The organism is Nonomuraea purpurea, assembly GCF_042650645.1.
GTDB classification, from domain to species: Bacteria; Actinomycetota; Actinomycetes; order Streptosporangiales; family Streptosporangiaceae; genus Nonomuraea; species Nonomuraea purpurea.
In genome coordinates, this window is sequence record NZ_JBHSBI010000001.1 from 705,246 (window position 1) to 720,715 (window position 15,470).

Below are 15,470 nucleotides of genomic sequence, written 5' to 3' on the forward strand. Positions count from 1 at the left end.
TTGCGAAGCGTCGGCCCAACGCGTCCGGCTACGGCCGCAGGCTCGGCTGGACCATGTCGAACACACCGAAGTAGCCGCTTGCCAGGTCCCCGTCCGGCCGCAGGGTGGAGGCGTTCACGTGCGTGAACGCCTCCACGCCCACCCAGCCCTGGAAGACGCCGTCGTCGCCGACGACCTGCAGCAGCGGGCGCGGGTGCGAGTTCGCCCGGTAACACGGACGGCCCTGGGCCAGGCACTGGCACCAGTACCACTCCGTGTTGCGCCGGCCGCCGCCGACCTCGGCGATGTAGCGGATGCGGTTCTTGGTCGGGAACGCCGAGCCGCAGTCGCACGAGGAGTTGTGCTGGTTCCAGCCGATGCACTGCTGGTTGGCGCAGACCTGCCAGGGGTTGCCGTAGTTGGCGTCGCCGGGCGTCTGGGTGCCTGAGCCGAACCACCAGCTCCCGCCGGTGCTCTGCCGGGTCACCGCGCCCCGGTTCGCCACCACGAACGTGCCGGTGTAGGTGCGGGCGTTGTAGCGGGCGTCGCGGACGAGCCGGCTCATCGTCGCGCGGGTCTCCCTGCCCAGGCCCGCGTTGCTGCCGAAACCGATGCCGAAGCTGGCTGAATAGTCCGAGAAGACGCCCTGCGGCGGGATCTGCACCGGCGAGCTGTAGTAGGTGGGGCTGGTCATCCGGGCAACCGTGTCGCCGGCCAGGCCGGTGGTCAGGTTCCAGTATTCGGTGAGCGGGTCGCGGGCCGCGCCCGTGGCGTCCTTGGTCCAGGTGATGCGCAGGCGGCCGTCGGAGGTGTAGCCGTAGGTGCCCTGGAAGCCGCCCATGGTGTCGCCGGGGAAGCCCTCGACGGTCTTGACCGCGCAGTCGGGGACGTCGCCGGTGCAGTCCGCGGTCACGGTGTCGATGCGTTCCGGCTGGTCGGCGAGGTTCCAGGTCCAGTAGTTCGTCACCACGCTGCCGTCGCCGGCGAAGACGTAGTAGCCGAGCCTGACCCAGTTGCGGTAGTTGTTCGCCGCGGCGGTGTCCAGGCCGCCGACCGACACCACCCAGTTCGCCTTCATCGGCCGCTCGCCCGGCGGCGGGGAGCGTCAGTCGATCGGGGACGGCGGTGGGGTGCCGAGGGAGGCCGAATCCGTCCAGAAGCCGTCGGGGATCACGGTGTCCACGAGGGCGTCCAGCGCGGCGAGCCGCTCCTTCGAGGAGATCCCGACGACCGTGCTGTGGATACGCGGCTCGGCCAGCGAGAAGTGCAGGGCGGCCGCCGCCAGGCCGATCCCCCAGCGCGCGCACAGCTCCCGCATCCGCTCCACGTGCGCGGCGAACTCCGGCGAGACCGGCCGATAGCCGTAGGTGGCGGCGTGCCGGGGCGAGCCGGACAGGATGCCGCCGCCGAAGGGCGCGGCGTTGAACACGATCATGTTCCGCTCCGCGGCCAGGTCCAGGATGTCCTCGGCGCGCCGGTCCACCAGCGTGTAGCGGTTGTGGGTCAGCACCGCGTCGAAGGCGTCCGTACGGATGTAGTCCTGCACCATCGTGCCGCCGCCGACGGCGATGCCGATCGCGCCGACCAGCCCCTGCTCGCGCAGCGACACCAGCGCGGGCACCGCCCCGCCGGGCGCCATCGCCTCGCGCACCGTGATCGTGAACGGGTCGTGCAGGTGGTAGATCGGCAGCGTCTCGACGCCGAGCCTGGACGTCGTCTCCTCCCAGGAGCGCATGACGCGGTCACCGTCGAACACCCCCGTGGCGAGGTCCCGGTCCGCCTTCGAGAAGATCGTCACCTCGCCGCCGGCCTGCTTCAGAGCCTGGCCGATCACCGTCTCGCTGCGGCCCTCCGCGTACATGTTGGAGGTGTCGAGCTGGCGGAAGCGGCCGGTCACGAGCGCCCGCGCGAGCGCTTCGTCGCCGAGCCCGGAGGTGCCCAGCGTGACCGCTTCCAGCGGTTTGTCACTACCGGGCATGCGGCGCTCCTGGTCGTCGGGCAACGTCCCGCTCCTTCCGATGCGACGGATTCAGACGATCATGCCATGGGCACGCCGGCCGCCCTTCCGGGGGGTCACCCTGACCGTTTCTCCCGTTTCCGAGAGGCGAACGGATCTTCACCGCTACGATCCACCTTTTCTCCTAGAAAAGGAAAGGAGTCGGATACGTATGTGGATTGCCTTAGGCGTCATCGTCGTCCTTGTTGTCGGCGTCGCCCTGTGGTGGAAGTTCCGGGACCCGCTCGCGGGTGAGGACTTCTACAAGTTCCACGTCGAACGCAAGTGGGCCTGGGAGCTCATTCTCACCGACGAGCAGGAGCAGGCCTTCATGGCCGGGCTCGAGGCCTACGACGACGAGAGCACCGTCTGCCCGCACCGGGAGGCCGGGGTGCTGCGGGTCTACAACCCGTCCATGGTCATCTCGCTGTTCCTGCTGGCCGAACAGTTCGCCGCGCTGGGGCCGGGGGCGGCCGAGGACCCGGCGGGCGCCGTACGCCACCTCATCGACCGGGCCGCGGCGGCGGAGACCGGGGGAGTGCTGCACCTCGACGACGAGTGGATGGACGAGCCGGTCGACGGCATGGACAAGTACGGCTTCACCGGCGCGATGATGAACGCGGCCCGCGCCCAAGGCGTCGACGGCGACGTCGGCGGCTACGGTGACGAGGACGGCGGCTACGGCATGCTCACCATCCTCACCGAGGAGCCGCAGCACGTACGCGCGATGTACGACGAGGCCCACAGCCACGCCGCGCCCGGCGAGATCCGCAACCGGCTCGACGTCTACAAAGCCGTGATCGAGGAGCCGGAGCCCGAGTTCGTGGCGGGCCTGGAGCGCGCCGACGCCGAACGCAGCCGCTTCACCAACACCCTGATGTACGACTACGGCCGCGTCCTGGCCGGATACCGCGCCATGCGCCCGCACATGGCCTACGCCGAGCCGTCGGACGTCATGTCGGCGGTCATGGCGCGCATGCTCGCCGACGGCCTGCCCGGCATCACCTGGACCAGGGGGCCGTCCGCGGAACAGCACCAGCGCGCCCTGGACCTCATCTCGACACGAGGTTGATCACCGCGGAACCGCAGGACGCGAACGTCGAAACCAGGGGTCCCGGCCGCGATCTTCGGAACCGAGGCGGCCCGGACGCGCCGGACGGTGATGTGATCAGCGCCGTGGCCGGGTGAACCTGCCCGTGTGGAATCGCACGTCCGCGGTCTGCCCGGCCAGGTCGTTCGCCCATTTGGCCGCCGTCCGCAACGACGGCTCGCGGGCGTGGTAGGCCCGATCGGCCGACCACCACCAGGCCCTCTCCCGGCGTGGCTCGTCGGCCAGCCCGGCCGCCGCCAGCCCCGCCGGGTGACCGGCCCGCTCCCAGAGCTCCTCCCACTGCACGCGCCGCAGCCGCAGGTAGAGCAGGTTCTTGAGCTCGCCGAGCACGCTGATGTCGGCGATGGCGGCCTGGGAGAGGTCCAGCCCGTACAGGCGCTGGCACGACGTCAGCGGCGTCAGGTCCACGGAACGCTCGGTACGCAGCCGTAACATCCGCAGCGTGGTGTGGCCCGCGAGGGGGCCCAGATCGATGCCGTCCATGGCCAGGTCGAGCAGCTCAAGCGGGGTGTCGCGCAGTGGCGCCAGGTCGGCCCCCGGGCAGTTGTCCACGGTCACCTGTAACAGCGCGGGCGCGCCGCGGGCGGATGCGAAATCCACCCAGGGGGCGTTGGTCACCGACAGTCGTTCGATGCCCGGGTGCAGGCCCCGTAAGGACCGGGCGTCCGCGCCGGCGACCCTCAGCGAGCGCGACTCCTCGTACGGCTGCTCGCCGAGGTCGATCAGGAGCTCGCCCTCTTCCACCCGGAAGGCCCCCGCCCGCAGGGCGGCGACGTGCCGCCGCAGCAGGGCGGTCACCGAGTCGGCGACGTAGACCGGGCCGTCGTCGTAGTGCAGGCCCATGCGGATGACCTGGCCGGGCCGCCCGCCGGGGCCCGGTGCCATGTCCACGGCGAGGAAGTCGCCGAGGGTGGTGGTGGCGAACGGGATCCACCGCGGATGGTCCGACAACCTGCGGACGGCCTGCGGCGGGCCCACGCTGGTGATGAGCGGGCTCATCAGGTGGTGACGCCAGCGGCGGCCGGCCGACCACCACCGGTTCTCCGGACGGGAGTGGTTCTCCAGCGTTTCGAGGCCGAACCAGGGGTGCTGGTCGAGCAGGCCCTGGCCGCCGTCGCCGTCCACGAGCGCGTACAGGGCACGCAGGTCGTCGGGAAGCCGGCACGGCAACCGCCCCTCCAGCCAGGAGCGCTGCGCCGAGGGCAGCGCGGGCGGCGGCGCGTAGGTGTCCCTGCCGAGGACCCGGTCGCGTTCGCGCAGGTACGCCCCGATCAGCTCGACCGCTTCCCTGGGGTCGCCGGTCGGCCGGAGATCTCCTGGTTCGCGCTGGAACGTGCCCGGCTCGGCCGGGAGCGTGTCGGGGCTGAGCACGTACAGGAACCCGTATCCGTCGTCGTCACGCTCCAACGCCTCGCTGAGCACCGCCTCGTACCGGCCCTTGGCCTCGACGACCAGCTCGATCGTCAGGTGGTCGCTCGTCGCGCCGACGAGTTCGTGCAGTTCGCGCAGCTCCTGATGCATGTTGATGCCGTCGTCGGATGCATCCGAGAGAGCGTGTTCCGACGCCTGTCCGTCGCCCGCGGACTCGGGATCCTGCTGCACGGACCTCGGCGAGCGGCGCCTGGAGCCTTCACCGGACACGGACGAGCGACGCCTGGATCGCCCGTCGGACTCGAAGGTGACGCCGCGGTACCCAGACCAGCCGTCGTCGCCCGCGAACGCGTGCAACTCGGCCCGCCGCCACCCCTCCGGCGCACCCGCCGCGATCTTCTCGGCCATCGCCCGGAGCACATCGTCAACCACGCCTGCCCCCACCCCTCGCCCCGGGAACGCGCTCTCCCTCCCGCCCGTGAATGCGGGTCACCTTAGCGGATCATGGCACCGCTGAACAGGCCTTGCCGAATGGCGGGTTTCAGCCACTGTATCGGGGCACTTCATGAGGCACACTCAACATCATCGCACGGCTTGCCACGCCGCGCGGCCGTCCTCACGGGGTTCGTTTGTCCGGGCAGTGCTCATACGAAAGGGCGATGCGCGGTCCTCCCGCGCACTTCGGCGGCCGCGAAGCCTCTGCTCCTCACCTCCTGGCCGCAGAAGGCTCACCGCCTGCCGGCCCATGCCCCCCGGCGGAGTGGGAGGCATGGGTCAGGCGGCGGGTTTACACCTCCTCGGCCACGCCCAGGTACATCACCTGCGGGTTCATGACGTTGAACGTGATGGAGGTGACCCGGTCGTAGGAGTTGTGCTGGGAGGTGACGCGGTTCCTGCGGGCGTCGTATCGGTAGATGTCCGTCCCGAGCCCCGACCACCCCGTGCCGAACACGAAGTAGAGCACCCCGGGATCCGTCGGGTGGGGAGCGAGGAGCGGGCCGTTGGCGAGCGTGATCCCGTCGCCCTGGACCACGACCGGGGTGAAGCGGCGGCCCCCGTCGGTCGACCGGTAGATGTGCCGCCCGTCGGAGGGCACGCCCGTGCCGGTCTCCTTCAGGTTCAGACCCATCGCGTACACGACGTTCGGCGCGGCGGGGGAGATCTTGGCGCTGAACACGTTGACCCGGTCGCTCAGCCCCTTGGGCGCGGTCCACGTGCGTCCGCCGTCGTGGGTGACGCGGGCGCCGGTGTTCGAACCGCCCAGGATCACGTGGTTGATGTCGTACGGGTCGAAGGCGGCGGTGTAGACCATCAGCAGGTCGCTCTGCGGCCAGGCGGGCGCCCCGGTGCGCCGCCAGGTGCGGCCGCCGTCCTTGGAGTCGTACAGCTGCCCGTCCCCGTCGGCCACGCGCAGGTGGTCGCCGCGGAACCGGTCGGTGCCGAGCCCGACCATCTCGTCGGCCGGTGAGGTGAGGGGGGTGACGCCTTCGGGGGTGGCGAGGGCGAGCGTGCCCTCGCGGTCCCAGGCGTAGGCCCGGTTGCCGCGGGCGGCGACCAGTTCGACGTGCGAGCCGGTCACCTTGCTCACCGGCGTCCACGTGCAGCCGGAGTCGTTCGACTTCGACAGCAGGTTGTTCGACAGCGACAACAACTGGTTGGGACGGTCGAGGGCCACCAGCCCGGTGGTGTAGGCGACCGGCTGCAGCGACGTGCTGGTAGGCATGATCGTTTTGCCCTCGTTGCGCGTGAACGTCACCGACCCGTCGCCGTTCACCGTCCGGCAGGACGGCTGCCACCCGAAGCCCTCTGCGGAGGCGGGACCATCCTCTGCGGCGGGCGCGTCGGCGGGTGCGTCGGCGGGTGCGTCGGATGGCGCGTCGGCCGCGTCGGCCGGAGCGTCGGATGGGGCGTCGTTCACGGTGGGTGCCGCGGCCGGGACGCCGTCCGCGACGGCGGGTGCGGCGGACAGGGCCGTGACCACGGCCACGAGTCCGATGGTGAACACCTTCTTCAAAACTGCCTCCCCGAAAGGCTGTGCCAGGTGGGACGTCGGAAGGTCCCGTGTCCCGTCTTATCGGGAAGCGGATCGTCCGGGCTAGCCAATGGCTTGGCAGCTTTATGACATTGCGTGAATCTGACATGCTTGCGGATCGTGACCGCCATGGATGAGAACGCGCTCTCCGCCGTCGGAGTCGACGCCGAGGACGAACGGATCTACCGGGACCTGTTGCGCCGCCCGCGCGCCACCCTCCCCGAGCTCGCCGCCCACACCGGGCGCACCGCCGTGGGGCTGCGCCGCGTCTTCTCCAGGCTCGAAGCGCTGGGGTTGGTGAGCCGCATGGCGGGACGCCCGGTTCGGTACGTGCCGACCAGGCCGGACGTCGCCGTGGCCGCCCTCATCTCCCGGCGCGAGGAGGGGCTGGCCCAGGCCCGGTTGGCGGCGCTGGCGATGCTGGCCGAGACGCCCCGTACCGAGAACCTGGCCCCGGAGGAACTGGTCGAGGTGGTGCAGGGACAGGCGGCCGTGGTGCAGCGGTTCACCCAGCTCCAGCAGACCGCGACGCAGGAGCTCCTGGTGCTCGACCGGCCCCCGTACGCCCAGGACCCCACACAGCAGAACGTCGCCGAGATGGAACGCCTCGCGCACGGCCTCGTCGTACGCGGCATCTACGACGTCGCGGCCTTGGAGATCCCCGGCAAGCTGCGTCTGGCGCAGGAGTCGGTGACGGCCGGCGAGCAGGCCAGGATCAGCCCGGAAGTACCGATGAAGCTGGCCATCGCCGACAGGAAGAGCGCGATCCTGCCGCTGAGCACCGACGCTTCCGCCCACGCCGACAGCGCGGTCATCGTGCACTCCTCGACACTGCTCGACGCCCTCGTCACCCTCTTCGAGGTCCTGTGGCGATCGTCGCTGCCGCTGCCGGCCAAGTCCTTCTCGCCGTCCGCCGCCGAGAGCCTGCCGGACCCGGCGCTGTTCACGCTGCTCGCCGCCGGGCTCAAGGACGAGGCCGTGGCCCGCCAGCTCGGCGTGAGCCTGCGGACGGTGCATCGGCGGGTCAGCGAGCTGATGGATCGGCTCGGGGCACGCACCCGCTTCCAGGCGGGCCTGCTCGCGGCCCGGCGCGGCTGGTGGGACGACGACAACAGGTGAACGCGTCGATGGCGGCTGTCGTCTCCTGGTCGGGCAAGGTCACTCCTGATAGCGGTGGGATGTTTTGGCCGGGGTGGGGAGGCCCGCCAGGGCTGTTTGGGCGGCGCGTTCGATGACGTCGCGTATGGGGGCGGCGTCCGGGCCCTTGGCGAGGTTGGCCAGTGAGGCGCTGACGACGGCGCCCGTCAGTGCCCCGATGATGGCGTGTGCGGTGATGTCGTCAAGTTCCTCGGGAAAGGCCCGTTCCAGGGCCTGCGCCCACTCGTGCTGCGTGTCGAACAGCCATCGCAGCGTGATGGCGCGCAGCGACGGCACTGTCGTGATGAGGCGCGAGCGGATCTGGATGAGCCCTCCTGCGTGGGGGCCGAGGATCCACCGGTCGGGGTCCTGGGCCATCGCGATGCAGCGCCGGAGCAGGGACTCCAGCGACTCTCCCGGGTGGCGGCCGGTGATGAGGTCGCGGACCGCCTCCAGCCGTTCGAGCTGCTCGTGGAAGACGAGGTCCTCCTTGGCGGGGAAGTGCTTGTAGAACGTCGCGGGTGACAGCTCGGCCGCCGCGCAGATGTCGGCGACTGTCGTGGCCTCGTATCCGGCCTCGTCGAAGAGGCGTAGCCCCGTCTCTATGAGCGTGCGCCGCGTGCGCTGCTTCTTGCGCTCCCGCAGCCCGGTCGGTTCTCCCATGGCCGCATCATAGTAGGCAGCCACTAATAGTATAGAGTCTCTACTTAGAGAGAGTGTCTACTGACTCCCGTCCCCCAGGAAAAGGAGCGCAGGTGATGACCCAGGAATCCGGCAGCCGTCCGGTCTCGCTTCCGACAGAGCGCGACACCCCCTTCGACCCGCCCCGCGAACTGCGGGAACTGGCCGCCACAGGGCCGTTGCACCCCATGGCCTACCCGAGCGGCCACCTCGGATGGCTGGTCACGGGGCACGCGGTGGCGCGTGCCGTGCTGGCCGACCCGCGTTTCAGCGCCCGCCAGGAGCTGCGGCACATGCCGGTCGAGCACGTCAGCGCCGACCTGCTGCGCCGGCCCGCCCCGCCCGGATGGTTCCTCCGCCACGACCCGCCGGACCACACCCGCTACCGCCGCCTGCTGACCGGCCAGTTCACCGTACGCAAGATCAACCGGCTGATCCCCAGGATCCAGCGCATCACCGAGGACCACCTGGACGCGATGGAGAAGGCCGGCTCGCCGGTCGACCTGGTCGAGCACTTCGCGCTGCCGATCCCGTCCCTGGTGATCTGCGAGCTGCTCGGCGTCCCGTATGAGAACCGGGAGGAGTTCCAGCGCAACACCGCCGAACTGCTGAAGCTGGACGGGGACAAGGAGGACAAGAACGCGGCGCGGGACGGCCTGACCTCGTTCTTCACCGGCCTGATCGCCGCCAAGCGGGCCGAGCCGGGCGACGACCTGCTCAGCGGGCTGATCGCCGACGGCGAGCTGGACGACACGGAGCTGTTCTCCATCGGGCTCCTCCTGCTGATCGCCGGCCACGAGACGACCGCCAACATGCTCGCCATCGGCACCTGGGCCCTGCTGCGGCACCCCGAGCAGCTCGCCGCGCTCAAGGCCGATCCCGGCCTGGTCGACGGGGCGGTCGAAGAGCTGCTCAGGCACATCGCGATCATTCAGTTCGGGGCCCAGCGGGCGGCCCTGGAGGACGTCGAGATCGAGGGGGTCACGATCAAGAAGGGGCAGACGGTGACCATCTCGATCCCGATGGTCAACCGCGACCCCGACCGCTTCGACGATCCGGACACGCTCGACCTGGGCAAGGAGGCGGGTGGGCATCTGGCGTTCGGGCACGGCGTCCACCAGTGCATCGGTCAGCAGCTCGCCCGCATCGAGATGCGGATCGCCTACCCTGCGCTGTTCCGCCGCTTTCCCGGGCTGGCGCTCGCGGTGCCGGACGAGGAGATCCGGCTGCGGACCGACATGGCGATCTACGGGGTGCACCGCCTCCCCGTCATCCTCGGCCAGTCGTCCTGAACAGGCCCGGCGGCTTCGCCGATCTGCCGGATCGACACGTCGGCGAAGCCCGCCTGCAACCGCTCCTTACCAGGTGACCCATACGTCCTGGAGCCCGCCGGACAGCAGCCCGGTACGCAGGCGCAGGTCGTCGGCGTCGTCGCGCAGCCGTAGTTGCGGCAGGCGGCGGGTCAGCGTGCCGAGCACGACCTGCAGCTCCAGGCGGGCCAGCGGCTGGCCGAGGCAGTAGTGGGCGCCCACGCCGAACGACAGGTGCTGGGCCGCGTTCTCGCGGCGCGGGTCGAAGCGTTCGGGGTCGGCGAACTTGCGCGGGTCGCGGTTGGCCGCCGGCCGCGCCGGGATGACCGTGCTGCCCGCGGGCACGACGGTCCCGGATACCTCCACGTCCTCGGTGGCCACCCGGGGGAAGCCGATCACGCTGAGCGTGGTGTCGAGCCGCAGCACCTCCTCGACGCTGCCGGGGATCAGGTCGGGGTCGTCGATCACCGCCTCGTAGCGCTCGCGGTCGGCCAGCAGCATCGCCGTCATGATCGCGATCATGTTGGACGTGGTCTCGTGCCCGGCCAGCAGCAGCGACCGTACGGTGGTGATCAGCTCTTCGTGGCTGAGCCGCCCGTCCTGGGTGTCGGAGATCTGGGTCAGCTCGCTGAGCAGGTCGTCCCCGGGGTGGGCCCGCTTCTGCTCGACCAGGTCGGAGACGTAGGCGTTGAACTCCACGTAGGCCCGCTCCACCTCCTCCTGGGTGTAGCGGGTGAGCGTGAGCATGACCTGCGACCAGTACGCGAACTTGTCCTGGTCCTCGGCAGGGGCGCCGACCAGCGCGCAGATCACCCGCACGGGCAGCGGCAGGCCCAGCTTGGCCGACAGGTTCCCCGGAGGGCCGGACTTGACCAGGTCGTCGACGAGTTCGTCGGCCATCTGCTGCACCCGGGGCCGCCACAGCTCCATCTTGCGCATGGTGAAGGAGCGGGTGAGCAGCCGCCGCCAGCGCAGGTGGCCCTCGCCCTCCATCGTGGTGTTGTCGCCGTTGCGCGCGAACAGGCCGCCGTCGTCCGTCGTGGACAGCCGGGCGGCGTCCTGCCCGCCCCTGCGGAAGCGTGCGTCGGTGAGCATGGTGCGCACGTCGTCGTAGCGGGTCACGAGCTGGGCCGTGTCGCCGCTGGGCAGCCGCACGTGCGCCACCGGGCAGCGGGCCTGCAGCTCGGCCCACTCCTTCGGCGGTTCAAGCGCCGTGTCGCGGTCAAACGGGTAGTCAGGAATGGTCTCGGTCATGCCGTCCCCTCGAGTCGCCGACCAGTACTCCTGACTCTAAGTCGGCTGCCTTAATTAAGGCAATCGCCTTAGAATAAGTAGTATTTTTTAGAAAAGTTGTAGTATCATCTCCTCCCGTGCTGAGAGTCGTCGTACCTGGAACGCCCGAGCCGCCCCTGACCGGACACCTCGACACCGGCGAGCCTCCGGAGGCCCCCGACGCCATCGCCGCGGACTCGCGCAACCTGTGGCGCGGCGGCCGCCCGTGGTTCCCCGTCATGGGCGAGTTCCACTACGGGCGCTACCCGGCGCGGGAGTGGCGCGAGGAGTTGCTGAAGATGCGGGCGGGCGGCGTGACGGTCGTCGCCACGTACGTCTTCTGGAACCTGCACGAAGAGCGCCGCGGCAGCTACGACTGGAGCGGCGACCGCGACCTGCGCCGCTTCGTGATGACCTGCGCGGAAACCGGGCTGGACGCGGTGGTGCGCATCGGCCCGTGGGGGCACGGCGAGTCGCGCAACGGCGGGTTCCCCGACTGGCTCCTGGCCGAGGACTGCGTGCCGCGCACCGACGACCCCCGCTACCTGGCCCTCGTCCTGCCGTACTTCGAGCGGATCGGCGCCCAGCTCGCCGGGCTGACCAGGCGCGACGGCGGCCCGATCGTGGCCGTCCAGGTGGAGAACGAGCTGTATGACCAGCCCGGCCACCTCGTCACGCTCAAGCGCATGGCCAAGGAGGCCGGCATCGACGCCCCGCTGTGGACCGCCACCGGCTGGGGCCACGCCCAGTTGCCGCCCGATGAGGTGATCCCGCTGTTCGGCGGGTACGCCGAAGCCGCCTGGGACACCGCGCACGACGGCTGGCCGAGCCAGAGCCGGGCCCACTACTTCTTCGGCCCCGGCAGGGACGACGACTCGATCGGCGCCGATCTGCGCACCACCGAGGTCGCGGGGGCCGACGAGAGCCATCTGGCGCGCTACCCGTTCGCCACCTGCGAGCTGGGCGGCGGCATGTACACCTCCTACCACCGGCGCCCGATCGTCACGGCCGCCGACGTGGCCGCGCTGTCGCTGGTGAAGCTGGGCAGCGGGTCGGTGTGGCAGGGCTACTACATGTACCACGGCGCCTCGCAGAAGATCGGCGAGCTGACCACGCTGCAGGAGTCGCACGCCACCGGCTACCCGAACGACTGCCCGATGATCAACTACGACTTCCAGGCGCCGCTTGGCGAGTTCGGGCAGTTCCGCGAGTCCTACGCGCGGCTGCGGCTGCTGCATCTCTGGCTGGACTCCGACGGCGCCGACCTGGCCCCGATGACGCTGACCATGCCGGACGACGCGCCCCGCGACACCGCCGACCGCACGTCCCTGCGCTGGTCGGTGCGTTCCGACGGCCGCTCGGGATTCCTGTTCGTCAACAACCACCAGCCCGTCGAGACGCTGCCGGCGCACGACGGCGTCCGCTTCTCCGTCGCCGTCGGTGGCCGGGAGCTGACGGTTCCCAGGACGCCGGTCACGGTGCCGTCCGGCGCGTTCTTCGTCTGGCCGCTGGCCCGTCCGGTCGGCGCGAGTACCTTGCTGACCGCGACGGCGCAGCCCGTGTGCACGCTCGACGGGCCGGTCGTGGTGCTCGCCCAGGTCCCCGGCATCCCGGTCGAGCTGGTCTTCGACGGGGGCGCGACGGTCGAGGGGCCGTGCGCCGTGACGCGCGACGCCGACGACGTGGTGGTCACCGGCCTGACCCCCGGGCCCGACTGCCTGCTGACCGTCACGGCCGCCGACGGGTCCGCGGCGCGGGTGCTGGTGCTGGACGCCGAGAGCGCGCTCACCGCGACCCGCGGCCGGGTGCGCGGCGCCGACCGGCTGATCCTCAGCCCCTGGCCCGCGGTCGTGGACGGCGACCGGCTCGTCCTGTACGGCGGCGCCCCCGGCCGCCTGCGCACCTTCCCACCGCTGGAGGAAGAGGTGGAGCTGCCGGGGGAGAGCGTTGCCCCGGCCGTCGTGGAGCAGACGGCCAAGGCGGGCCCGCCCAGGCGCCCGGTCGTCGACGCGGCCTCGGGACGGGCCTCCGCGCCCGTGGACGCCGACTTCGCCGACGCCGCCGTCCACCGCGTCACCGTGCCGCCCGAGCTCCTGGCCGGAGACGACGAGGTCCTGCTGCGCCTCGACTGGTCCGGCGACGTGGGCCGCGCCTCCATCGGCGGGCGCCTGGTAGCCGACCAGTTCTGGTACGGCCCGCCGTGGGAGATCGGCCTGCGCCGCTTCCGCGCCGAGCTGCTGGAGCACGGCGTCATCGAGCTGCGCCTGCTGCCCATGGCCGAGGACGCCCCGGTGCACCTCTCGCCGGAGGTGCGGGCCGCGAAGGGCACGCTGGAGCTGCGCTCGGCCCGGTTCGTCCGCGTCACCCGCACCATCCTGCGGTAAGCGCGTCAGCGGGCGCGCAGCTCCTTGGCGATGCCCACGTCATCGATCGAGCGCTCGATCAGCGCCCGCATCGCGCTCTCCGCCGCCTTCGGTCGTTGCCTGCGTACCGCGAGCAGCACCTCGGCGTGCTGGTCGGCGGACTCGCTGGTCAGCCTCGCGTGCACGAACTGGTCGCGCAGGCGCAGCCCGATCTCGATCACGATCGCCATCTGGGCCATGAGCTCGTTGTGGGCGGCCTTGAGCATGGCCCGGTGGAAGGCGAGATCGGCCGCGACCTGGTCGGAGGCTTCGTGGCCCGCCGCCGCCCGCATGGCGGCCAGCGCGTCCTCCAGGTCGGCCAGGTCGCGGTCGGTGCGGCGCAGGGCGGCCAGCCGGGCCACCGCGGGCTCCACGGTCTGCCGCACCTCGCCCAGCTCGTCGAGGAACGTCTCGTCGTTCTGGCTCTCGAAGCGCCAGCGCAGCACGTCGGCGTCCAGCAGCGACCACTCCTCGCGGGGCGTGACGAACGTGCCGCGTTTGGGCCGGGCCCCGACCAGCCCCTTGGCGGACAGCACCCGCAGCGCCTCGCGCACGGCCGTCCGGCTGACCGCGAAGCGGTTCTGCAGCTCGGCGACGTCAAGATCGGCGTCGGGCAGGAGCTCGCCGCCCACGATCGCCGCCCCGAGGCTGACCACCACCCGCTCATGGGCGCCGGATCTACCGTTCTCCGCCATGCCGGAATCATCCCACGCGCGCACGCCCGCCATAGCCACTCCAGATTGTCGCAAAGCATACTAATGTAAAAAGTAATAGTACTTAATCGTTGACACAGGGCCGCCACGGTCGGCATGCTGCACGTCAGGTCTCGAACCGGACATATCTAAAGGAGTCCCTGATGACCGGCGTATCGCGGCGCGCTTTCCTGAACCGGACCGTCATGCTCGGAGGCGGCCTGCTCGCCTCCTCCCTGGCCACCGCGTGCGGCGGCAGCGGCGGCGGCCAGGCGGTCACCTCGGGCAAGGTCCAGCTCGACTTCTGGACGCACGACCCCGGGTACGTCAAGACCTTCACCGAGTCGGCCCGCCGGCTGACCGCCGGCTCCGGGACGTTCGACTACACGCTGAAGGTCACCCAGGCCGACGGAGAGGCCGTCATCACCCGCATGATCTCCGCGGGCGCGGCGGGCAAGGGCACGCCCGACCTGATCGGCATCATCGTCAGCTTCTTCCCCCGCGTCATGACCGGCGGCATCGGCAAGCAGCTGCTCCAGGAGCTCGACGACATCGTGGCGCCGGTCAAGCAGGACCTGCTGCGCACCGCGCCGTACACGATCGACGGCAAGGTGTACGCCCTGGAGTCCGACACCTGCCTCAGCGTGCAGTACTACCGCGAGGACGAGTACAACAAGCACGGCATCCCCGACGACGTCGACACCTGGGAGGAACTCGCGCGGCTCGGCGCCAAGCTGCACGACAAGACGGGCAAGTCGCTCGGCATGGTCGGCACCGGCGACAACGTCGCCATCACCGACCAGTTCCTGCAACTGCTGCTGCAGCGCGGCGGCGCCTTCTTCGACGACAAGGGCGCCCTCGTCCTCGACTCGCCCGAGGCCGTCGAGGTGCTCGACTTCATGGCCAAGGGCGTCGCGAGCGGCTTCCTGCTCGCGCTGCCCGACCCCTACGGCGCGCCCAACACCGCCGCGCTCAAGAGCGGCAAGCTCATCTCCACCGTCATGCCCAACTGGTACAACGTCTACGGCCTGCAGACCAACGTGCCCGAGCAGAAGGGCAGCTGGCGCATCCGTAACCTGCCCCGCTTCGCCGCGGGCGGCCACATCAGCTCCAGCCTCGGCGGCACCGGCTTCGCCGTGCTGAAGGACAAACCCGGCACCAAGGCCGCGACCGAGCTGCTCAAGCAGACGTACCTGACCAGGGAGGGCCAGCTCCTGCGCTTCCAGAAGGGCGGCTTCCTGCCGACGCTGCGCTCGCTCTACGCCGACAAGGAGTTCCTGGACACCGAGGACGCCTACCTGGGCGGCCAGCGGCTGTTCGACGTGTACGGCCCGGCCTCGAAGGACAGCCCGACCTTCTACCAGAACGCCAAGCTCAACGTGCTCATCGAGGCACTCGGCGGCCCCGCGCTGGAGGCCATGCAGGGCAAGCGCACGGCGGCCGACGCGATCAAGGCCGCGGTGGCCGCGTACCAGAAGGCCGCGTGA

Annotated in this window: 12 protein-coding genes; 5 read left to right on the forward strand and 7 right to left on the reverse strand. The window is 70.6% G+C overall.

Annotated features, from left to right (window positions below):
• Positions 1–28: 28 nt before the first annotated feature.
• Both ACFOY2_RS03245 and ACFOY2_RS03250 read right to left on the reverse strand, forming a co-directional pair.
• Positions 29–1,057 (reverse strand): hypothetical protein, encoded by a 1,029-nt coding sequence (locus tag ACFOY2_RS03245; RefSeq protein ID WP_379526378.1) that lies wholly within the window; start codon positions 1,055–1,057, stop codon positions 29–31.
• Between the two features lie 27 nt (positions 1,058–1,084).
• The gene (locus ACFOY2_RS03250) at positions 1,085–1,981 is read right to left on the reverse strand and encodes an aldo/keto reductase (RefSeq protein WP_379526379.1); all 897 of its coding nucleotides are present in this window, start codon (positions 1,979–1,981) and stop codon (positions 1,085–1,087) included.
• A gap of 166 nt (positions 1,982–2,147) precedes the next feature.
• On the opposite strand from ACFOY2_RS03250, the gene ACFOY2_RS03255 reads away from it, so the two are divergent.
• Positions 2,148–3,047, forward strand: coding sequence for a hypothetical protein (locus ACFOY2_RS03255; RefSeq protein WP_379526380.1), 900 nt, complete (start codon positions 2,148–2,150; stop codon positions 3,045–3,047).
• 96 nt (positions 3,048–3,143) lie between these two features.
• Here the strand turns inward: ACFOY2_RS03255 and ACFOY2_RS03260 are convergent, their stop codons facing one another.
• A complete protein-coding gene (locus ACFOY2_RS03260; RefSeq protein ID WP_379526381.1) occupies positions 3,144–4,889 on the reverse strand; it encodes an SMI1/KNR4 family protein in 1,746 nt (581 codons plus the stop codon).
• A 355-nt stretch (positions 4,890–5,244) separates the two neighbouring features.
• Positions 5,245–6,471: a WD40/YVTN/BNR-like repeat-containing protein gene (locus ACFOY2_RS03265; RefSeq protein ID WP_379526382.1), complete on the reverse strand. Its 1,227-nt coding sequence runs from the start codon at positions 6,469–6,471 to the stop codon at positions 5,245–5,247.
• Positions 6,472–6,618: 147 nt separating this feature from the next.
• On the opposite strand from ACFOY2_RS03265, the gene ACFOY2_RS03270 reads away from it, so the two are divergent.
• On the forward strand, positions 6,619–7,608 hold the full coding sequence (locus tag ACFOY2_RS03270; RefSeq protein ID WP_379526447.1) for a helix-turn-helix transcriptional regulator: 990 nt from the start codon (positions 6,619–6,621) through the stop codon (positions 7,606–7,608).
• A 39-nt stretch (positions 7,609–7,647) separates the two neighbouring features.
• Here the strand turns inward: ACFOY2_RS03270 and ACFOY2_RS03275 are convergent, their stop codons facing one another.
• Entirely contained in the window at positions 7,648–8,289 is a 642-nt protein-coding gene (locus tag ACFOY2_RS03275) for a TetR/AcrR family transcriptional regulator (protein WP_379526383.1), read from the reverse strand.
• A 95-nt stretch (positions 8,290–8,384) separates the two neighbouring features.
• On the opposite strand from ACFOY2_RS03275, the gene ACFOY2_RS03280 reads away from it, so the two are divergent.
• On the forward strand, positions 8,385–9,599 hold the full coding sequence (locus ACFOY2_RS03280) for a cytochrome P450 (protein ID WP_379526384.1): 1,215 nt from the start codon (positions 8,385–8,387) through the stop codon (positions 9,597–9,599).
• A gap of 66 nt (positions 9,600–9,665) precedes the next feature.
• Here ACFOY2_RS03280 and ACFOY2_RS03285 read toward each other — a convergent pair whose 3' ends face one another.
• Positions 9,666–10,871, reverse strand: a complete 1,206-nt coding sequence (locus ACFOY2_RS03285) for a cytochrome P450 (RefSeq protein ID WP_379526385.1) — start codon at positions 10,869–10,871, stop codon at positions 9,666–9,668.
• Between the two features lie 116 nt (positions 10,872–10,987).
• Here ACFOY2_RS03285 and ACFOY2_RS03290 point away from each other — a divergent pair, with 116 nt between their 5' ends.
• Positions 10,988–13,273: a beta-galactosidase gene (locus ACFOY2_RS03290; protein ID WP_379526386.1), complete on the forward strand. Its 2,286-nt coding sequence runs from the start codon at positions 10,988–10,990 to the stop codon at positions 13,271–13,273.
• 5 nt (positions 13,274–13,278) lie between these two features.
• On the opposite strand, the gene ACFOY2_RS03295 is transcribed toward ACFOY2_RS03290, so the two are convergent.
• Positions 13,279–13,986, reverse strand: coding sequence for a FadR/GntR family transcriptional regulator (locus tag ACFOY2_RS03295; protein WP_379526387.1), 708 nt, complete (start codon positions 13,984–13,986; stop codon positions 13,279–13,281).
• A 161-nt stretch (positions 13,987–14,147) separates the two neighbouring features.
• On the opposite strand from ACFOY2_RS03295, the gene ACFOY2_RS03300 reads away from it, so the two are divergent.
• A complete protein-coding gene (locus ACFOY2_RS03300; RefSeq protein ID WP_379526388.1) occupies positions 14,148–15,470 on the forward strand; it encodes an ABC transporter substrate-binding protein in 1,323 nt (440 codons plus the stop codon).